A 19,526-nucleotide genomic window follows, 5' to 3' on the forward strand; every position below is an offset into this window, starting at 1 on the left:
CGCGATGAGCGGAGCATGATGGTCCTGTGGTCACGCCCTCCCGCACGTCCGTCACGGGGGCAGCCGCGGTGGGCCTGCTCCTCGCTGCCTGCGTAGCAGGGGGATCGGCCGCCGCCGCGCCTGCCGCCGCAGCCCCGGATCCTCGCGTCGGTCCGCTGTTCCTGGCCGGCACGCCCATCCACGTCTGCACCGGATCGGTTCTGGACAGCGCGGACGGCGACCTCGTCCTCACCGCCGCGCACTGCATCGCGGGGTCCGGCGGCGCGCTGTCGTTCGCGCCCGGATTCGACCGCGGCGTGGCCCCGTTCGGACTGTGGACGGTGTCCCAGATCTATGTCGACCCCGCATGGCTGGAGTCGCAGGACCCGCAGCACGACTTCGCCGTGCTCCGGGTGGCCCCGAGCGGAACCACCGTGCCGGCATCCGTCGAATCGGTGGTCGGTGGGGGATTCGAGTTGGCGTCCGCGCCGGAACCCGCGACCACCGTGGCCGTGACCGGCTATCCGACCCTCGGGGACGGTCCGGTGTCGTGCACCGCCGCGACCACGTCGACGGACAGCTATCCCACGGTGGTCTGCGACGGTCTCGGTGAGGGAACGAGCGGCGGCCCGTGGATCACGGGTTCGCGGGTCGTCGCCCTCGTCGGCGGCCTCGACCACGGCGGGTGCACCGAGTCGGTGTCCTACTCGCCGACGTTCGGTTCCGGAACGCTCGCCCTGCTGGATCGCGCGGAGCGCCGCGATGCAGGCGACTCGACACCGTTCGCCCTCGCCGGCGCCTGCACCCGATCCTGACGAACCGGGTCAGCGCGGGGCAGGCCGATATCGGCGGACTGGCCTGCCGGCGCCCCCGTATTCGAGCCGGACCTCCAGCAGTCCCTCGGACAGGTAGTGCTCGAGATAACGGCGCACACTGACCCGGGACAGTCCGGCGAGTTCGGCGCATTCGGTCGACGACAGCTCGCCCTTCGACCGCAGGATGTCGAGCACCAGACGCCCGGTTTCGGCGCTGAGCCCCTTCGGGAGCCGGCTCGGCTCCGGATTCTTGCCCTTGCCGCCGAACAGGGAGTCGATCAGGGATTGGTCTGCACCGGACTGTGATTCGAGGGCACGGGCACGGCGGCGGAAGTTCTCGAGTTTCTCCTGCAGCTGCGTGTAGTCGAACGGCTTGACCAGATAATCGGAGGCGCCGCCGTGCAGTGCGCGGCTGACGGTGTCGATCTCCCTGGCGGCGGTGATCATGATGACCCCGACGGCGTTGCCCTCCGCACGCAGTCGCTGCAGGACGTCGAGGCCGGACATGTCCGGCAGGTACACGTCGAGGAGCACGAGGTCGGGGTGTGCGGTGCGCACCGATTCGAGGGCGTCGGCGGCGGTCCGCGCCACCCCGACGGTGGTGAACCCCGGTGTCTTGTCGACGAATCGGCGGTGGATCTCCGCGACCATGAAGTCGTCGTCGACGACCAGGACCTCATACATCGCCACGCCGTCCCGTCATGATCGGAGAGTCTAGCTACGCGGCACGTGGACGGTGAACAACGCACCGCCGGTGCCGGGTGCGTCCGAGACGGCCGCGGACCCGCCGTGCTGGGAGCTGACGAGACGGACCAGGGCGAGCCCGATCCCGCGGCCGCCGGGGGTGCCCGGCTTCGAGGTGACCCCGCGCGAGAAGATCTCCTCCCGCATCGACTCGGGAACTCCGGGCCCGGAATCGGCGACCTCGATGAGGATGCCGTCGTCGTCGGTGATCCGGATCGAGATCCGCGCGTCCCGGCCGCCCTCGGACACGTCGACGGCATTGTCGATGAGGTTGCCGAGGACGGTGATCACGTCGGTGGCGAGTTCGGGGTCGAGGGCGTGCAGGTGCGAGTCGGGTTCCAATGTCAGTGACACCCCGGTCTCGGCGGCGAGCGACGTCTTCGCGATCAGCAGCGCGGCGACAGCCGGATCTGAGATACGTTGCGTGACAGCATCACTGATCTCCGCTCGGCGGCGGGTGAGGGTGCCGACGAAGTCGGTGACGGCGTCGTAGTCGCCGAGCTGCGTCAGACCCGAGATCGTGTGCAGCTGGTTGGCGAACTCGTGCGTCTGCGCCCGCAGGGTGTCGGTGACACTCTTGTGCGAGGACAGCTGGCTCTGCATTGATGCCAGTTCGGTGCTGTCGCGCATCGTGGTGACGGTGCCGATCTTGTGTCCCTGGCTGGTGGCCGCGCGCCGGCTCAGCGCGAGCATGCGCGACGACGTCGACAGCACCACGTCGCGGCCGTCCTCCCCGTTGAGGAGGTACTGCCGGACGGCGGGGTCGAGCGCGACGTCGTCGACGTGTCGGCCGACGGCGTCGTCGGTGAGGTCGAGCAGTTCCTGTGCGCTGTCGTTGAGCACGGTGATCACCCCGTCGGGGTTCACCGCGACCACACCCTCGCGGATGCTGTGCAAGAGGGCCTCGCGATGGTCGGCAAGGCTTGCGATCTCGGCGATTTCGAGTCCACGGGTGTGGGTCTTGATCCGGCGGGACAGCAGCCACGAGCCGAGAAGCCCGAGACCGGCGCCGATTCCGAGATACAGGAGCAGGCGCGCCCCCGCGCTGCTGAGCAGGTCCCAGACGGACGGGTAGTCGTCGCTGACGGTCACGACCGCGAGGACGTCCCCGGTGGCGGACAGGATCGGGACGTGTCCGACGATGGCGCGGCGTCCGTCGACGTCCACGTCGCCCGACCAGGCCCGCCCGGTCATCACATCGCTGGCGCCGAGTTCGGCGGGCACCCCGAGCCGCGTCGGATCGGACGACACGGTCACCGCCCCGTTCGGTGCGACGATCTCGGCGAGCGTGGCGCCCGACAGGTTGACGGCGCGATCGACCTCCGGCGCCAGCACGCGCTCGACCGAGCGGTCCGACAGCTGATCGCGCACCACCGGCGTCGACGCCACGTTCTCGGCCACCGCGATCATGCGCTGCCCCTGGAGGTCGCGGAACTCCACGGTCGACTGGTGGACCGACACGGCGGCCACCGCGAGCAGTACGACGCCGACGACGACGAGCTGGAGGAGCAGGACCTGGCCCGCGAGGCTACGCACGCGGGGATGAAGTGGTGACCACAATGAACTTAAGTTCCATTTCGTTCGCATAGGTGACGTGCATCACCCCTGGGGTTCAGTATTGCGGAAGATCACATTCATGGCGAAATGAGGAACGATGTCGAGAACAGGTAGCGGGAGCAGGGTACGCGCGCTGCTCCTGCTCGCGCTCGTAGGCCTCCTCGCGGCCGGCTGCGGGGTCACCCGCGGCGAGGACGAGGGTTTGCACAGAGTGCGGATGATGGTTCCGAACAGTCCGGGCGGCGGCTACGACCTCACGGCGCGGACCGCGGTGAAGATCATGGAAGACGAGGGCATCACCGGCCGCGTCGAGGTCTTCAACGTGATCGGCGCAGGTGGAACGGTCGCGATGGCCAGGCTGATGAACGAGGCCGGCAACGACGACCTCATGATGATGATGGGTCTGGGTGTGGTCGGCGCCGGCTACACCAACGGATCCACCGCACGGGTCTCCGAGGCCACCGCGCTGGCCAAGGTGGTCGAGGAGCAGGAGGGCATCCTCGTGCCCGCGGATTCACCGTTGCAGACCATCGATGACTTCGTGGCCGCATGGCGCGCCGACCCGGCGTCGATCACCATCGGCGGCGGTTCCTCGCCCGGCGGCCCGGACCACCTGTTCCCGATGGAGACGGCGCGGGCGGTCGGAGTGGACCCGAACGCGGTGAACTACGTGTCCTACGACGGCGGCGGCGACCTGTTGACGGCCCTTCTCGGCCAGAAGATCACCGCAGGCACGTCGGGACTCGGCGAGTACGTCGACCAGATCGAGGCCGGCCAGGTCCGGGTCCTCGCGGTGTCGGGGAACGAGCGGGTCGAGGGTATCGACGCGCCGACGCTCACGGAGGCCGGCGTGAACCTGACCTTCACCAACTGGCGGGGAATCCTGGCGCCGCCCGGACTGTCCGACGGCGCCAAGGCCGACATGGTCGAGGCGCTCCAAAAGTTGCACGACACACCGGAATGGAAGGAGGCCCTGGTGAAGAACGGTTGGAGTGACGCCTTCACGACGGGACCGGAGTTCGAGCAGTTCCTCCGGGACCAGGACGAGCGGGTCTCGTCCACCCTGGCCGAATTGGGGCTGACATGACCGCGCCCGCAGAACCGTCCGCAGTCTCCGCGGACGCGGCCCCGGCGCCGAAGCGGCGGGACTACGCACAGTTCATCGTCTGCGCGGTGATGGCCGTGGTCGGGGTCTTCCTCATCGTCGACGCACTGTCGCTCAGCGACGGTTTCGCGAAGGTCGACCCGGTGGGTCCGCGACTGTTCCCGCTCGTCATCGGCGGGGGACTCCTGGTCTTCGCCGTGATGCTCGCCGTCGCGATCCTGAGGGGCTCCACCGGGGAAGCCGACAGCGGCGAGGACGTCGATCCGGACTCGCCGGGTGACTGGAAGACGGTGGGCCTGCTCGTCGGGTTGTTCGTGGTGACCATCGCACTCGTCGACTTCCTGGGCTGGGCGATCATCGGCACCGTCCTGTTCGCCGGGGCCGCAACCATTCTGGGCAGCCGGCACTGGGTGCGCAACATCGCGATCGGGGCCGTGCTCGGATTCGGCAGCTTCTACGCGTTCTACGTCGGGCTCGGAATACCGCTGCCCGCAGGCATTCTGGACGGAATTCTCTGACATGGACAATCTGAACTGGCTGCTGCAGGGTTTCGAGCAAGCAGCCACCCCCATGAATCTGCTGTACGCGTGCATCGGCGTCCTCCTCGGCACGGCGGTCGGCGTCCTCCCGGGCATCGGACCGGCCATGACCGTGGCCCTCCTGCTGCCCGTCACCTACAACGTCAGCCCGAGCGCCGCGTTCATCATGTTCGCCGGCATCTACTACGGCGGCATGTACGGCGGGTCGACGACGTCGATCCTGCTGAACACACCGGGGGAGTCGTCGTCGGTGATCACGGCGATCGAGGGCAACAAGATGGCGAAGGCCGGCAGGGCCGCGCAGGCCCTGGCGACCGCCGCGATCGGGTCGTTCGTCGCCGGGTCGATCGGCACGATGCTCCTGGTGCTGTTCGCTCCCATGGTGTCGAGTTTCGCGGTCACCCTCGGAGCCCCGTCCTACCTCGCGATCATGCTGCTCGCCCTTGTCGCCGTCACGGCCGTCCTCGGAACCTCGAAGCTCCGCGGATGCATCTCCCTTCTGCTCGGTCTCGCGATCGGATTGGTCGGCATCGACTTCCTCACCGGCCAGCCGCGTGCCACGTTCGGCATCCCGCAACTGTCCGACGGGATCGACATCGTCGTCGTCGCGGTCGCCGTGTTCGCACTCGGTGAGGCCCTCTGGGTGGCCGCTCACCTCCGCCGCAAGCCGGCCGAGGTCATTCCCGTGGGCAGGCCGTGGATGGGGAAGAAGGACTGGAAGCGTTCGTGGAAACCGTGGCTGCGGGGTACCGCGTACGGATTCCCGTTCGGCGCACTACCCGCGGGCGGTGCCGAACTACCCACCTTCCTCTCGTACATCACCGAGAAGAAACTGTCCAAGCACAAGGACGAATTCGGCAAGGGCGCCATCGAAGGTGTCGCCGGGCCGGAGGCCGCCAACAATGCCTCGGCGGCAGGCACACTCGTGCCGATGCTGTCGCTGGGTCTGCCGACCAACGCCACGGCCGCGGTCATGCTGACGGCCTTCGTGTCGTACGGAATCCAGCCGGGCCCGACACTGTTCGAGAAGGAACCGCTGCTGATCTGGACTCTGATCGCGAGCCTGTTCATCGGCAACTTCCTGCTCTTGGTACTCAACCTTCCGCTCGCACCGCTGTGGGCGAAGCTGCTCCGCACACCGCGGCCCTACCTCTACGCAGGCATCCTGTTCTTCGCCGCGCTTGGTGCGTTCGCCGTCAACCTCCAGTGGCTCGATCTCGCGCTGCTGCTGACGTTCGGCCTGATGGGTCTGATGATGCGGAGGTTCGGGCTGCCTGTGCTGCCGTTGATCATCGGCGTCATCCTCGGCCCGCGCATCGAACGGCAACTGCGGCAGAGCCTGCAGCTCGGTGGCGGTGACTGGGGCAGCCTGTTCACCGAGCCCGTCGCGATCATCGTCTATATCGTGATCGCAGTGCTCCTCATCGCACCCCTCGTCGCCAAGGTCGTCCGCGCGCACTACCCGGTCGCGGCGCCCGATTTCCCCGACGGACCGGCCGGTGGCGACTCCACCGACACCAGAGAGAAGGCACACGCATGATCGTCGTCGGATACACCCCCGACCAGTTCGGAGGGGCCGCCCTCGAGCACGGCGTCGCGGAGGCGCAGCTGCGCGGGACGTCGCTGCTCGTGATCAACACGTCGAAGGGCGACTCCCTCGCCGACCAGTCGTTCGCCGACAACGCGCACCTCCAGGAACTCGAAGGCAAGCTGGCCGCGAGCGGGGTCGACCACGAGATCCGGCAGATCGTGGGGGACGAGACCGTCGACGTGATTCTCGAGGCCATGACGGCGCCCAGCGCGGAACTGCTCGTGATCGGCATCCGCGACCGCACCCCGGTCGGGAAGCTCCTGATGGGCAGCACCGCCCAGCGCCTGCTGCTGTCCTGCCGCAAACCGGTCCTGGCCGTCAAGCCCGAATAGAGCTGCTGTGAGTACTTATCAACCGCCGGCGGTTGATAAGTACTCACAGGTCAGTCGGTGAGGATGATCAGCTCGCGGTCCGACGCCACCTCGACGCGCAGGCCGGCCTTCGACGCCACCCGCGCCACCCCGCGCACGTCCTGGGGTTCGGCGCGGGAGACTGTGAGCGCGCGTGCCAGCAGACCCTTGTGGTGCTTGTTGAAATGACTGACGACGGTGCGGGTGCCGTCCGGCTTCTCGGTGAGGACGGTGGCGATCACGGCCTCGGGGATCGGTCCGAGTTGCTGGTATGTCCCCGACCGCAGGTCGACGACGAGGCCGTCCGCTTCCGCGGCGATCGCCCGGCTCAGTTCCGGCTTCCACAACGCGCGGAGAGTGCCCAGCCCGGGAAGCTTCGACCCGCCCGACAGTCGGTAGGCGGGGATCAGGTCGCCCGCGCGCACCGCACCGAACAGCGCGGATCCCATCGCCAGCCGCGCCAGCGCCTTGGACTTCTGGGCCTTGGTGAACGACTTCGCGTCGAGCGCGTCGAACAGCACACCGGTGTAGCGCTCCAGTGCGGGCCGGGTGGGGGAGACCCACAGTTTGGCGTTCCGCTCGATCTCGTCGGCCTGGGTGGGGCCGAGGCCGAGCGCGAGCTGCGACGCCTCCCCGTCCGCTGCCAGCGCGACCAGCGCCTGGACCAGCACTTCGCGGGTTTCGGTGAGCTGCGGCATCGACAGCTCGGCCAGGTCGAGGGGCGCGTCGGCGCCGCCGTCGGACTTGGTTTCGGAGGGAGGAAGTAGCACCAGCACGCACGAAACCCTACCGACGCGCCCGGCCCCGTCCCAGCCGACTATTCTGGTATCCCGTGATTACCCGCCTGTCCCACCTGTTCCTCCGCACTCTGCGCGACGACCCCGCCGACGCCGAGGTCCCCAGCCACAAGCTGCTGGTCCGCGCCGGTTACGTGCGTCGCATCGCGCCCGGCGTCTACTCGTGGTTGCCGCTGGGTCTGCGCGTGTTGCGCGAGGTCGAGCGGGTGGTGCGGGAAGAGATGAACGGCATCGGTGCCCAGGAGATCTCCCTGCCCGCGCTCCTGCCGCGCGAACCGTACGAGGCGTCCAACCGCTGGACCGAGTACGGCGACGGACTGTTCCGACTGAAGGACCGCAAGGGCGGCGACTACCTGCTCGGCCCCACCCACGAGGAACTGTTCGCGCTCACCGTCAAGGGTGAGTACAACTCGTACAAGGATTTCCCGGTCACCCTGTACCAGGTGCAGACCAAGTACCGCGACGAGGAGCGCCCGCGGGCCGGCATTCTCCGTGGCCGCGAGTTCGTCATGAAGGACTCGTACTCTTTCGATCTCACCGACGAAGGACTGACCGCGTCGTACCGCGCGCACCGCGACGCCTACGAGCGGATCTTCAGCCGCCTCGGCGTCAAGTACGTGATCGTGTCGGCGACGTCCGGTGCGATGGGTGGCAGCGCGTCGGAGGAGTTCCTCGCCGAGAGCGAGATCGGTGAGGACACGTACGTCCGCTGCCTCGAGTCCGGTTACGCCGCCAACGTCGAGGCTGTGAAGACGCTGGCTCCCGAGGCCGTCCCGTTCGACGGACTGCCCGCCGCGAAGGTGCACGACACACCGGACACCCCCACGATCGCGACGCTCGTCGACTGGGCCAACGGCGCCGACCTGGGCTGGACCGTCACCGCCGCGGACACCCTGAAGAACATCCTGGTCAAGACCCGGCAGCCCGGTGGCAAGTGGGAACTGCTCGGCATCGGTGTTCCCGGCGACCGCGAGGTGGACGACAAGCGTCTCGGTGCTTCCCTCGAGCCCGCGGAGTTCGAGTTGCTCACCGAGGCCGACTTCGCGGCCAACCCCTTCCTGGTCAAGGGCTACATCGGGCCGAAGGCGCTGCAAGCCAACGGTGTTCGTTACCTCGTCGACCCGCGGATCGTCGACGGCACCAGCTGGATCACCGGAGCCGACGAGCCGGGCAAGCACGTGGTGGGGCTCGTCGCGGGCCGCGACTTCACCCCGGACGGCACCATCGAGGCCGCCGAGGTTCGCGACGGCGACCCGTCACCCGACGGAGCCGGTGCGCTCGTCGCGGCCCGGGGCATCGAGATCGGTCACGTCTTCCAGCTCGGCCGCAAGTACACCGACGTGTTCTCCGTGGACGTGCTCGGCGAGAACGGCAAGCCCGTCCGCCCGACCATGGGCTCCTACGGGGTGGGCGTCTCCCGCCTCGTCGCCGTGATCGCGGAACAGCACCACGACGAGAAGGGGCTCCGCTGGCCGGCCGAGGTGTCGCCCGCGGACGTGCATGTAGTGATCGCCAACAAGGACGAGACCGCCCGGGAAGGCGCCGAGGGACTCGCCGCCGAACTCGACAAGGCCGGTCTCGAGGTGATCCTCGACGATCGCAAGGCGTCGCCCGGCGTGAAGTTCAAGGACTCCGAACTGCTCGGTGTCCCGCTCGTCGTGGTCGTCGGCCGCGGCTGGGGCGAGGGCAAGGTGGAGGTCCGCGACCGCTTCACCGGCGAGAGCCGCGAGGTGGCCGCCGAGTCGGCGCTGAGCGAGATCGTCAAGGCCGTCAGGGGCTGATCAAACCGCCCCACGCCTTTCGTCCGGACTGTTAGCTTGGCCTGACACGTCCGGACGAAAGGCTTGCTGTGACGAATTCCCTGCTGTTCGATCCGACCTCCTACGATCCCGAGCATTTCGATCCGGAGACGCGCAGACTGCTGCGGGCGCTGATCGAGTGGTTCGAGTCGCGGGGCAAGAAGCGGCTGCTCGAGGACGATCTCGAGGCCGTGTGGCCCGAGGACTTCCTGGAGTTCGTGAAACGGGAGAAGCTGTTCGCGAAGTTCCTCACCCCAGCCGACCTGGCGGGCGGCGACCCGGACAAGCGCTGGGACGCCGCACGCAACGCCGCCCTCAGTGAAATCTTCGGTTTCTACGGTCTGGCGTACTGGTACGCGTGGCAGGTGACCATCCTGGGTCTCGGCCCCATCTGGATGAGCGGGAACCGTGCCGCGAAGGAACGGGCCGCGACGCTCCTCGACGACGGCGGGGTGCTGGCGTTCGGGCTGTCGGAGAAGGAACACGGCGCGGACGTCTACTCGACGGACATGCTGCTGAACCCTGCGGAGAACGACCCGGGCCTCGCGTTCACCGCGAGCGGCGACAAGTACTACATCGGCAACGGCAACGTCGCGGGCATGGTGTCGGTGTTCGGGAGGCGCACCGATGTGGAGGGCAGCGACGGGTACGTCTTCTTCGTCGCGGACAGCCGCCACCCGGCATACCACCTGCAGGGCAATGTGGTGCACGGCCAGATGTACGTCAGCACGTTCCGGCTCGAGGACTACCCGGTGCGGGAAGAAGACATCCTCCACACCGGGGTCGCCGCGTTCGAGGCGGCGCTGAACACCGTCAACGTCGGCAAGTTCAACCTGTGCACGGGATCCATCGGGATCTCCGAGCACGCCTTCTACGAGTCGATCACCCACGCGCACAACAGGATTCTGTACGGAAACCCCGTCACCGATTTCGCGCACGTGCGCGGAAACTTCGTCGACGCCTACAGCCGGCTGATCGCGATGAAGCTGTTCAGCGCACGCTCTGTCGACTACTTCCGCAGCGCGAGCCTCGACGACCGCCGGTACCTGCTGTTCAACCCGATGACGAAGGCGAAGGTCACCTCCGAAGGGGAGAAGGTGATCGCGCTCCTGCACGACGTGATCGCGGCGAAGGGCTACGAGAAGAACACTTACTTCCGCGAGGCCGCCCAGCTGATCGGCACTCTGCCGAAGCTCGAGGGCACGGTACATGTCAACGTCGGCCTCATCCTCAAGTTCATGCCGAACTACCTGCTCAACCCGGCGGAGTACCCGGAGATCGGCCCCCGGCTCGACGCTGCCGACGATGCCTTCTTCTGGGCCCAGGGCCCGACCCGCGGTGCCGGCAGGATTCAGTTCCACGACTGGACGAAGACCTACGAGGCACACTCGGACGTCCCCAACGTGGCCCGGTTCCACGAGCAGGCGACCGCGCTGAGGGAACTGCTCACCACCGCCCCGCCCGACGCTGCCCAGCAGAAGGATCTCGACTTCCTGCTCGACCTCGGGCACCTGTTCTCGCTCGTGGTCTACGGGCACCTGATTCTCGAGCAGGCCGCGATCGCCGGCATCGACCGTGATCTGATCGACCAGATCTTCGACTTCCAGATCCGCGATTTCTCCCGTTATGCCGTTGCGCTGCACGGTAAATCGTCCGCCACCGAGGCGCAGCAGAAGTGGGCGCTCGGTGCGATTCGCCGCCCCGTGGTGGACGCGGAGCGGTTCGCTCGGGTGTGGGCACAGGTGGAGAACTACGACGGCGCCTACGAAATGCGGCCGTAGACAGGGCTCTACGGGGGTGGGGTGGCGTCATCCCTCGGGGTGCCGGTTGCGCCCCCTGGGGTGCCTGTTCCGGTGGGTGCGATCGGCGCATTCTTATGTGGCAAGCAAAACCTCACCCCCACAGAAAGATCCACACATGGCACACACCCTCAAGCGCACCCTTTCCGCTCTCGCCATCGCGGGCTTCGCCCTCACAGCCGGAGCGGGAATCGCCTCGGCTGATCCGGGTGGCAACGGCGGCACGGCGCCGGGCGGCACCTCGCAGGGCGGTAACGGTGGCACCTCTCAGGGCGGCGCCGGCGGCGCAGGTGGCAACGGCTCCGGTGGGAACGTCGTCCTCGGCGGTCCGGTCATCGGCAGCCCGGGCACTACCACCGGACCCCAGAACGCCGGCAACGGCGGTAACGGCGGTAACGGCGGGAACGCCGGAGATGCCAACGGAGGGAACGCCGGGGATGCGAATGGGGGCGCCGCGAACGGAGGCGCAGGTGCCGGCGACACGACGACCACGGACAACACCCAGAACTGCGGGTTCGTCTTCTGCTGGTGACCGAGTCGTGATCGCTCGATCTTGCTGAACAGCCCGAGGGGCCGTCACCGCCAGGTGCCGGCCCCTCGGCGCCACGCCTGTACCACCTTCCCGCCTCCCCGGCGCCACGCACTGCGAAAGGTTCTTCCCATGTCGACTTCCTTCGGCTTCTCCACTGTCCTCACGCGCACGGGTGCCACCGTCGCGGCCGCGTTCTTCGTCCTCGCGGCGGGCGCCGGCATTGCCTCGGCGGCCCCGGACTCCCCGTCCGATGACCCCTCCGTCAGCACCGTTGCCCCCGGACAGAACGCCCAGGGCGGCAACGTCGACATCGGCGGCCCGCATGTCGGGCCGATCGCCGTGGACGGTATCAAGGCCGGCCCCGGCGGGGCGAACGTCGGCGGATACGACTTCGGCGGCGGCCAAGGGCAACTCTGGGGGTGACCGGATTCGCACCCCAGGGTGTCTGGTTGCGCCGACCCCGGGTGCCGCATCCTGAAGTGGCAGTAGAGAATACCCTCCCGTCGCGAGCGGACCGGACAGGTTGATTCGTCGCGGCGAGGACCCCGAAGCCGGAACTCACGAGGCGAAGATTTCGGGGTCCTCTCGATCTGGCACTCTCGGGTGCCGAGTGCTAAATTAGCGATGCACAGTGAATCTGGCTGCCCGTCGGGGTGGCGGGCGCCTCGAGTGATGTGGGAGGTGTGTTGCTGTGCTTCGCTTCGATCCTTTCAACGACCTCGAATCCATGACCAAGAGTCTGCTCGGCACGGAAACCGGAACCGCACGGGTACCGCGATTCATGCCGATGGATCTGTACAAGGTCGACGACCACTACGTCCTGCACGCCGACCTGCCGGGCGTCGATCCGGGTTCCGTCGACGTCAGTGTCGACAACGGCACGCTCACCCTGACGGCTCATCGCAGCGCGCCGTCCGAGGAGAACGTGCAATGGATCGCGTCCGAGCGGTTCAGTGGAACGTTCCGTCGGCAGCTGTCGCTCGGCGACGGCGTCGACCCGGACCGCATTTCGGCGTCCTACGAGAACGGTGTCCTGAGCGTGACCATCCCGCTCGCCGAACGGGCGAAGCCGCGGCGGATCGAGGTCTCCAGCCTCGGAAGCGGTGAGCATCGCACGATCGAGGCGGGTCCCGCGAGCGAGACGGACTGACGCTGCAGCGGAAACATCTGCTGTGTCGAAGCCCCCTCGACGAGGGGGCTTCGGCGTGCCCCCGTCCACCCACCCCAGGGGTGGAAAGGGCAACACCTCCGGGTGCACCGGCCACCACTGGGGGTCCTGGTCGGGTCGGACCGTGCGCGGCACAGTAGAGAACAAGCAAGAACGTAACGCTTCACCAGCCGCGAGCGAAGAAACCGAGGAGGCCATCATGACGAACACCCCGGTTGCACACGAGCACGAAGGCCGTCGCCTCACGGTCAGGACCGACGACGGGATCGCACTCGCGGTTCGCGAGTTCGGTTCGCCCGACGCAGCCACCACCGTGGTGTTCGTTCACGGTCACTGCCTGCGCACCGAGTCCTGGTGGGCACTGCGCAAGCAGCTGGTCCGCTTCTGGCGCAACGACGTTCGCATGGTCTTCTACGATCACCGCGGACACGGAGAGTCCGGGGAGGCGCCGGCAGCCACCTACACGATCGATCAGCTCGGCCGCGACCTCGGCTGCGTGCTCGACGCCGTCGCACCGCACGGTCCGGTCGTCCTCGTCGGCCACTCGATGGGCGGGATGACCGCGCTGTCCTACACAAGGCAGAACCCGCACACGATCGGTTCGCGGATCGTCGGCATGGCCCTGATCTCCACCGCGGCGTGCGATCTCGCCGAGGCCGGTCTCGGACGACACCTGCGCAGCCCCGCGGTGTCGCTGTTCCGCACCGCGGTGCGCCGGGCACCCCGGGTCGTGCACGGATCGAAGCGGGTGGGACGCACCGTCTGCACGGCGATCGCCCGCGCGGCAGGCGCCCGCAACCGAGTCGTCGATCCTCGCCTGGCGGCGCTGGTCTCCGCCATGGCCAACACCACGTCCGTCGTCACCATGTCGAGCTTCCTCGAATCCCTGCTCGGGTTCGACGAGCGGCACTCCCTCGCCGCGCTCGCTCACATTCCGTCGCTGATCCTGTGCGGCTCGGTGGACATGCTCACCCCGCTCCAGCATTCCGTCGCGATGGCCTCGAAGCTCCCCGCCTCGGAACTCGTGAGCGTCGACGGGGCCGGCCACTCGGTGATCCTCGAGCGCGCCGCCGACGTCGCACTCGCGATCATCGGCCTCGTCGAGCGGATCGCACACGGTGAGACCGCCGCTTTCGACCGCGAACTGATGGCCGTCGGCTGATCAGAGATCGCGCTCGTTGATGATGCCGCTGCGCATGGCCCGCTCGGCCAGGCTGACCCGCTTCTGATTCTGCGGGAGATCGCCGACGCCGAACTTCGCGAACAACGCCCGAAGGTGAGTCTTGATCGCATCGACACTGAGAAACAGTTCCTGGGCGATCTGCTGATTCGACGCCGGATTCGCGAACGCGGCGCCGTGCTTGTACGGCCGGCACAGTGCCGTGAGGACCGCCCGCTGGGTATCGGTGAGGGACCGGACGTCGGGCATGTCGGTGCCCATCCGGGTGGCCTCGTCGAGAGAGCCGCCGAATTCCAGGTACCGGATCTTCGTTCCGCCGATGCGGATGCTGTCGCCCTGGCGGAGCCGCCGGCGCCCCGCGAGACGCTCGCCGTTGACGAAGGTGCCGTTGCGGGAGAGCCCGTCGTCGAGGATGGTCCAGTGCGAGCCGACGCATTCGAGGACGGCATGGAGACGTGAGACCTCGTCGTCCTCGGTGAGGAGCAAATCGGAACCGGGCGACCGTCCGATCGTGACGCGCGCGGAAGTGGGGGAGAGGTCCACGGTGTGGTGGTGACCCTCCCGGTCGGAATAGCTCAGTCGAGACTCAACGGCTCGGTCCACGGCGACACCCCTTCGGCACGCTTCCATCGTGCCCCGCTACGTGTCCTCTGAGCAAGATCAAGAGCGGAAATCGCCGTTCACGGATCAGTTCTCGGAGCCCGCGGCGTCCAGGGTGCTGCCGAACGCGCACACGGCGAGCTCCTCGAGCGCCGGATCCTGCCCGGCATGCTCGGGTACCTGCATGGCGAGCAGGGTGTTGAGGAGCATTCCGTTGGCGATGAAGGTGCGGGCCCGTTCCGGGCTGCACCCGGTGCGCGTGCGGATCTGCGTGTAGAGCCGGGACATCCAGTCGCGGGCCAGCGCGCCGATCTCCGGGTTCGCGCCCGACGTGAAGCCGTGCATCATCACGAGCAGGAGGTCGCGGTCCTCGAGCAGTTCGGCGTATGCGATGCCCATCGGGAGCCACGACTCGTCGTTCTCCGGGTTTGCGGCGACATCGTCGAAGTACGGCTCGAAGGTGTCCATGATCCGACGCATCGCGCGGTCGAAGACGTCGGCGAACAGCCGCGACTTCGAGCCGAACATGCGAACCACGTAGGGCTGGGACACGCCCGCCTCGCGTGCGACGGCGTCGGTGCTGGTGCCGTGATAGCCGTCCCTGGCGAACGCGCGGGAGGCGGCGGCCAGGACGAGTTCGCGACGTTCGGTCGCGCTCATGCGGGTCTGTTTCACGGGCGATGCCATGTTGACATGTTATCAGTCGATTACTAGTCTTCGAATTAAGTAATCATCTGATGCTTACAACTCCCTTCTTCCCGTACTCACGACTCGAATACGAGGACCCGTCATGACGACACTCTCCGAACGCCTGGAACACGAATCGGCGGCGCCTCCCTCGGGACGGGGCCACGGCCGGCTGGTGCCGGTATGGCTGGCGATCGTCGCCGCCTCGATACCGATGTTCATGGCCACACTCGACAACCTGGTGATGACCAGCGCCCTGCCGGTGATCCAGCGCGACCTCGGTGCGTCGGTCGGGCAGTTGCAGTGGTTCATGAACGCGTACACGCTCGCCTTCGCGACGTTGATGCTGACGCTGTCGGCACTGGGGGACCGCCTCGGCCGTCGCCGTGTATTCCTCTGGGGCATAGTGCTCTTCGCACTCGCGTCGATTGCATCGGCCCTGTCGACCACCTCCGAGATGCTGATCGCCGCGCGCGCCGTCCAGGGCGTCGGCGCGGCCGCGATCATGCCGCTCTCCCTCACCCTGCTGGCCGGTGCCGTACCGCTCGCCAAGCGCGCCCTCGCCATCGGGATCTGGGGTGGCGTCTCGGGACTGGGCGTCGCCCTCGGCCCCGTGGTCGGCGGTGCCGTCGTCGACGGGGTGTCGTGGCAGGCCGTGTTCTGGATCAACGTTCCCGTCGCTGCGGTCGCGATTCCGTTGGCGCTGTACGCGCTCGGCGAGTCGAAGGGAAAGCGGCAGCCGCTGGATCCGCTCGGCGTCGTCCTGGCCGGAGCCGCCGTGTTCCTCGGAGTCTGGGGCATCGTGCACGGCAACGACGACGGCTGGACCAGTGCCACGGTGCTCGGTGCTCTCGTTGCAGCGGCGGTGTTGCTCGCGGCGTTCGTGGTGCGCGAGTTGCGCACACCCTTCCCCGTGATGCCGCTGCGGCTTTTCCGGTCCCGGCAGTTCTCCCTGGCCAACGTGATCGGGCTGACGTTCACGCTGGGAATGATGGGCGCCGTCTTCCTCCTGTCGCAGTACCTCCAGATCGTCATGGGATACTCCCCGTTCGAGGCCGGCCTGCGAACCCTGCCGTGGACCGCCGCACCCATGCTGGTGGCGCCGATCGCAGGCCTGCTCGCGCCGCGGCTGGGAGTCCGGACCCTCCTCGTCACCGGACTGGTCCTGCAGGGGTTGTCGCTGCTGTGGATGGCGTCGCTCATCGTCCCCGGCGCCACGTACGGCAGCATGGTTCCGGCGTTCGTGATGGCAGGCGCAGGAATGGGTCTGACGTTCGCTCCCAACGCGACCGCCGTCCTCGCCGACATGCCCGAGGCCGACCACGGCACGGCCAGTTCGACCAACGCGACACTCCGTGAGATCGGAGTCGCGCTGGGGATCGCGCTCCTGACCGCGGTGTTCCTCGGTGCGGGCGGCAGCCTGACCCCGACGGGATACATCGACGCCCTCGCACCCGCTCTGTACGTGGGAGCCGGATTCGTGGCGGTCGCGGTCGTTGCCGCGGCCCTCATGCCGGGACGATCCAAGGCCGTCCTGGCATCGACGTGACCCTCCCGGAGTGCGGGCGGGCCCGGACCGTGAGGTCCGGGCCCGCATCAGTTCCAGGGCGGGGAGGAACGCATCGGAGAGTTCGCCGGGAAAGGCATACTCGTCCATCCCGTGCCGCCGACTTCAACGGTCGATCAGCACCTGCGCGACCTGGCTATATCGCACGGCGGAAATCCGTCTGGCTCGTCCCCAGGCGCGACGTGACCTGAGCCTGCGGCTCAGAACAGCGGGCCGCCGCCGAACGGTTCCCGGTGCGACGGCGGGGTCCGGCCCTGGGTGTCGGTGATGCCGTACTCGACGGCCAGCTCCGCCGTGACGAAGGTGTGGCCGCTGCGCTGAGGGAGGGTGGGATCTGCGGTCAGGGCGCAGATCACCTCGCCGATGAACTCGGGGGACTCGGCATCCGCGACGGAAAAGCCGGCGATGGTCTCGAGGCCGCTGGCGACGATCATCTCCGTCCGGACGATGCCCGGCCACAGCGAGACCGCGCGCACGTCGTGCGGAGCCAGCTCCGCCGCCATGTCGCTGGCCATCTTGTCCAGCCCGGCCTTGGACATGCCGTACAGCACCGAGTGCAGATGCCCGCGGGTCCCGAACGACGAGATGTTCGCGATCAACCCGGAGCGGCGGGGCACCATCAACCGCGCAGCCTCCACGGACGCGACGTAATGGGCGCGCAGTCCTACACCGATCAGCGAGTCCCAGTCGTCCAGTGGCCGCTCCCAGAACGGGGTGCTGAACCCGCCGAATCCCTTGGGGGCCGCCCACACGTTGTTGACCAGCAGATCGAGTCGGCCGGCCTGCTCGTCCGAGATCCGGGCGAACAGCGCACGCACATCTGCGTCTTCGCGGTGATCGCAGGCCACCGCGATGCCGGTCCCACCGGCGCCGGTGACCGTTCGCGCCGACGCCGACAGCGGGCAGTCCTCCGTCATCGGGCCGCGCCCGGTGACGTAGACGGTCCACCCGGCGGCGCCCAGCGCCGTCGCCACGCCCTTGCCGACGCCGCGGCTCCCACCGGTGACCAGAGCTACCCCGGCGCTCACTGGACCACCACCGTGTCCTGGGTGAGCGGACGGGTGATCGACCAACGAGTGGTGAAGTGGCATCGCGACATTCGCCAGACGCCGTCCTCGAGACGGTAAGCGTCGTCGTATTCGCCGGAGGACACGGTCTCCGTCCGCTTCAGCAGATCGACCTGGCGAAACTTCAGCGTCCACGCGCCCGACGCCTCGGTGTCGTTGTGCAGCACGATGTCCGGATGGAAGCCGTGGTGCATGTCAAGGATCACGTGCTTGCCGTCCACTTCGTGGAGCGCGATCCTGCTGAAGATGTCCGTGAGTCGGTCGGCGTCGTCGAACCGGCCGAGTGGACCTAAGTCGATCGACGCCCCGGACGAGACGAAGCAGGCACGGAACGCGTCCGGATCCTTGCCGTCGCACGCTCGCCAGTAGCGGTACTTGAGCGCCTTGATCGCGTCGATCCGCTCCAGGTCCGCCAGACGCTGCTCCACCGAGCGTTCGTCCACGCTGCCGTCCTCCCGTTGCCGTTCACCGTGTCGGGAGAGACGCTAGGCCGGGAACGCGCCGCGTGGACGCAGAATCCCGGTGGGCGGGAACCTGCCCGTCGTCAGGGCCCGCCGGGGAACGGGTCGGTCACCGGATCGGTCCCGAGCGCCACTCGCCAGGTGGCCTCCCGGACGGCCGCCTCGGTCAGCGCGGTGACGCCGAGCGTGCGGGTGTCCTCCGTCTCACCGTGTTCGACGACCGCCCGCCACGCGACGGCGGTGTCGGCCTCGACCTGGGCCGCCAGCTGCGCGGCCGTGATCGGATCGGTGACCGGGAACGGCAGGGTGTAGCCCGCCTCGGCGGCCGGAGCCGTCAGTCCTGCCGCGGTCAGCGTGTCCAGGAGGCCGTCCCGGCGCGCTCGGTGGGCCGCGGCGGCGGTGGCCACCTGGGTGGCCCGGGTGGGATTCGAGAATGCGGCGACCACGCCGTAGGCGAACACCGCGGAATGTTCGGCGGTCAGCGCGTCGGCGAGGCTCTTACCCTCGGCTTCGGTGGGTGTCGTCACGGCAGCACCACCGCCAGATACGTACCGCACGCGGCGCTGATCGACGCGCAGAGCCCCGCCCGGTAGGCGGTCAGTGTGCGCGCCGAATCGGCTGCGCTGCGCTGCGACTCGGCCAGGTCGGCCCGCAATTGATCGAGACCGGGCGGCGGCGCCGGTGCGGTCGGTGTCGTCGCCGGGGGAGCGGACGTGGTCGGCGCGGTACCGTCCGGATAAGTTCCTGCAGCCCTGGCGATTTCGGCGTCCAGTGCGTCGGCGTGTGCGGTGCGCTGGGCGCGGACGAGTTCGAGTGCCGCACCGCGATCGGGGAGCAGCGCGATTGTGGCCGCCGCGCCGGCGGCGTCACGACGAGCCAGACGCGACTGTGCGACGAGTGAATCGACCTCGGTGCCGGAGTCCGCGTCGTCGGCGCACCCCGCCAGCAGGGAGACACTCGCGACGCCGAACGCCGACGCTGCTGCGAACCGGAGAGCGGTGCGCCGGGACACGGCCGGACCGGATGTCGGGGGCCGGGAGACGGTGGGCATGAGCACCGGTCCATGGTGCCAGGTCGGGCCGCGATCGCGGGAATCGAGCACCGGGGCTGGTCACGGACGCCTCGAATCGGCGTTACTCTTAGATGCTCGAACCCGTCCCGGCGGGTTCGAGGTGCTGCGTGCGCGGCA

At 68.2% G+C, this 19,526-nt stretch carries 21 protein-coding genes; 12 read left to right on the forward strand and 9 right to left on the reverse strand.

The window, feature by feature from the left end:
* Positions 1–26 precede the first annotated feature (26 nt).
* Positions 27–794: a trypsin-like serine peptidase gene (locus RHA1_RS32365; protein ID WP_041812227.1), complete on the forward strand. Its 768-nt coding sequence runs from the start codon at positions 27–29 to the stop codon at positions 792–794.
* Between the two features lie 9 nt (positions 795–803).
* On the opposite strand, the gene RHA1_RS32370 is transcribed toward RHA1_RS32365, so the two are convergent.
* Complete coding sequence (locus tag RHA1_RS32370) at positions 804–1,478, reverse strand: response regulator (RefSeq protein ID WP_011598459.1); 675 nt, start codon at positions 1,476–1,478, stop codon at positions 804–806.
* 30 nt (positions 1,479–1,508) lie between these two features.
* A complete protein-coding gene (locus RHA1_RS32375) occupies positions 1,509–3,125 on the reverse strand; it encodes a sensor histidine kinase (RefSeq protein ID WP_011598460.1) in 1,617 nt (538 codons plus the stop codon).
* Positions 3,126–3,192: 67 nt separating this feature from the next.
* Here RHA1_RS32375 and RHA1_RS32380 point away from each other — a divergent pair, with 67 nt between their 5' ends.
* Genes RHA1_RS32380 through RHA1_RS32395 form a run of 4 tightly spaced genes read left to right on the forward strand, consistent with a single transcriptional unit; the run spans position 3,193 to position 6,662 of the window.
* Positions 3,193–4,182 carry a Bug family tripartite tricarboxylate transporter substrate binding protein gene (locus RHA1_RS32380; RefSeq protein ID WP_009479787.1) on the forward strand — a complete coding sequence of 330 codons (990 nt, stop codon included), beginning with the start codon at positions 3,193–3,195 and terminating at the stop codon, positions 4,180–4,182.
* Positions 4,179–4,718 carry a tripartite tricarboxylate transporter TctB family protein gene (locus RHA1_RS32385; RefSeq protein WP_011598461.1) on the forward strand — a complete coding sequence of 180 codons (540 nt, stop codon included), beginning with the start codon at positions 4,179–4,181 and terminating at the stop codon, positions 4,716–4,718. Before RHA1_RS32380 ends, RHA1_RS32385 begins: the two co-directional genes overlap by 4 nt.
* 1 nt (position 4,719) lies before the next feature.
* Positions 4,720–6,279 (forward strand): tripartite tricarboxylate transporter permease, encoded by a 1,560-nt coding sequence (locus RHA1_RS32390; protein ID WP_009479789.1) that lies wholly within the window; start codon positions 4,720–4,722, stop codon positions 6,277–6,279.
* Positions 6,276–6,662 (forward strand): universal stress protein, encoded by a 387-nt coding sequence (locus tag RHA1_RS32395; RefSeq protein ID WP_009479790.1) that lies wholly within the window; start codon positions 6,276–6,278, stop codon positions 6,660–6,662. Before RHA1_RS32390 ends, RHA1_RS32395 begins: the two co-directional genes overlap by 4 nt.
* Positions 6,663–6,712: 50 nt before the next feature.
* Here RHA1_RS32395 and yaaA read toward each other — a convergent pair whose 3' ends face one another.
* On the reverse strand, positions 6,713–7,456 hold the full coding sequence (gene yaaA / locus RHA1_RS32400) for a peroxide stress protein YaaA (protein WP_011598462.1): 744 nt from the start codon (positions 7,454–7,456) through the stop codon (positions 6,713–6,715).
* 56 nt (positions 7,457–7,512) lie between these two features.
* On the opposite strand from yaaA, the gene RHA1_RS32405 reads away from it, so the two are divergent.
* The 6 genes from RHA1_RS32405 (at position 7,513) to RHA1_RS32430 (ending at position 13,937) form a co-directional block, all read left to right on the forward strand.
* On the forward strand, positions 7,513–9,258 hold the full coding sequence (locus RHA1_RS32405) for a proline--tRNA ligase (RefSeq protein WP_009479792.1): 1,746 nt from the start codon (positions 7,513–7,515) through the stop codon (positions 9,256–9,258).
* 68 nt (positions 9,259–9,326) lie between these two features.
* The gene (locus RHA1_RS32410; protein WP_011598463.1) at positions 9,327–11,057 is read left to right on the forward strand and encodes an acyl-CoA dehydrogenase family protein; all 1,731 of its coding nucleotides are present in this window, start codon (positions 9,327–9,329) and stop codon (positions 11,055–11,057) included.
* Positions 11,058–11,193: 136 nt separating this feature from the next.
* Positions 11,194–11,607 (forward strand): hypothetical protein, encoded by a 414-nt coding sequence (locus RHA1_RS32415; RefSeq protein WP_009479794.1) that lies wholly within the window; start codon positions 11,194–11,196, stop codon positions 11,605–11,607.
* A 129-nt stretch (positions 11,608–11,736) separates the two neighbouring features.
* The gene (locus RHA1_RS32420) at positions 11,737–12,030 is read left to right on the forward strand and encodes a hypothetical protein (protein WP_009479795.1); all 294 of its coding nucleotides are present in this window, start codon (positions 11,737–11,739) and stop codon (positions 12,028–12,030) included.
* Between the two features lie 268 nt (positions 12,031–12,298).
* The gene (locus tag RHA1_RS32425; protein WP_009479796.1) at positions 12,299–12,757 is read left to right on the forward strand and encodes an Hsp20/alpha crystallin family protein; all 459 of its coding nucleotides are present in this window, start codon (positions 12,299–12,301) and stop codon (positions 12,755–12,757) included.
* Positions 12,758–12,974: 217 nt separating this feature from the next.
* On the forward strand, positions 12,975–13,937 hold the full coding sequence (locus RHA1_RS32430) for an alpha/beta fold hydrolase (protein ID WP_011598465.1): 963 nt from the start codon (positions 12,975–12,977) through the stop codon (positions 13,935–13,937).
* Here RHA1_RS32430 and RHA1_RS32435 read toward each other — a convergent pair whose 3' ends face one another.
* Complete coding sequence (locus RHA1_RS32435) at positions 13,938–14,585, reverse strand: FHA domain-containing protein (RefSeq protein ID WP_011598466.1); 648 nt, start codon at positions 14,583–14,585, stop codon at positions 13,938–13,940.
* A gap of 57 nt (positions 14,586–14,642) precedes the next feature.
* Positions 14,643–15,242 (reverse strand): TetR/AcrR family transcriptional regulator, encoded by a 600-nt coding sequence (locus RHA1_RS32440; protein ID WP_011598467.1) that lies wholly within the window; start codon positions 15,240–15,242, stop codon positions 14,643–14,645.
* 103 nt (positions 15,243–15,345) lie between these two features.
* Between RHA1_RS32440 and RHA1_RS32445 the strand changes: the two genes are divergently transcribed.
* Positions 15,346–16,791, forward strand: a complete 1,446-nt coding sequence (locus RHA1_RS32445; protein WP_009479800.1) for an MFS transporter — start codon at positions 15,346–15,348, stop codon at positions 16,789–16,791.
* Between the two features lie 218 nt (positions 16,792–17,009).
* Here RHA1_RS32445 and RHA1_RS32450 read toward each other — a convergent pair whose 3' ends face one another.
* The 4 genes from RHA1_RS32450 to RHA1_RS32465 all read right to left on the reverse strand — a co-directional run bounded on the left by RHA1_RS32450 (position 17,010) and on the right by RHA1_RS32465 (position 19,388).
* A complete protein-coding gene (locus RHA1_RS32450; protein WP_011598468.1) occupies positions 17,010–17,837 on the reverse strand; it encodes an SDR family NAD(P)-dependent oxidoreductase in 828 nt (275 codons plus the stop codon).
* Positions 17,834–18,319, reverse strand: a complete 486-nt coding sequence (locus RHA1_RS32455; protein WP_011598469.1) for a nuclear transport factor 2 family protein — start codon at positions 18,317–18,319, stop codon at positions 17,834–17,836. The genes RHA1_RS32450 and RHA1_RS32455 overlap by 4 nt, the downstream gene beginning before the upstream one ends.
* 101 nt (positions 18,320–18,420) lie before the next feature.
* Positions 18,421–18,864: a ferritin-like domain-containing protein gene (locus RHA1_RS32460; RefSeq protein WP_009479803.1), complete on the reverse strand. Its 444-nt coding sequence runs from the start codon at positions 18,862–18,864 to the stop codon at positions 18,421–18,423.
* The gene (locus tag RHA1_RS32465; RefSeq protein WP_009479804.1) at positions 18,861–19,388 is read right to left on the reverse strand and encodes a hypothetical protein; all 528 of its coding nucleotides are present in this window, start codon (positions 19,386–19,388) and stop codon (positions 18,861–18,863) included. Before RHA1_RS32465 ends, RHA1_RS32460 begins: the two co-directional genes overlap by 4 nt.
* Positions 19,389–19,526: the final 138 nt, after the last annotated feature.

Source organism: Rhodococcus jostii RHA1, from assembly GCF_000014565.1.
Lineage (GTDB): Bacteria > Actinomycetota > Actinomycetes > Mycobacteriales > Mycobacteriaceae > Rhodococcus_F > Rhodococcus_F jostii_A.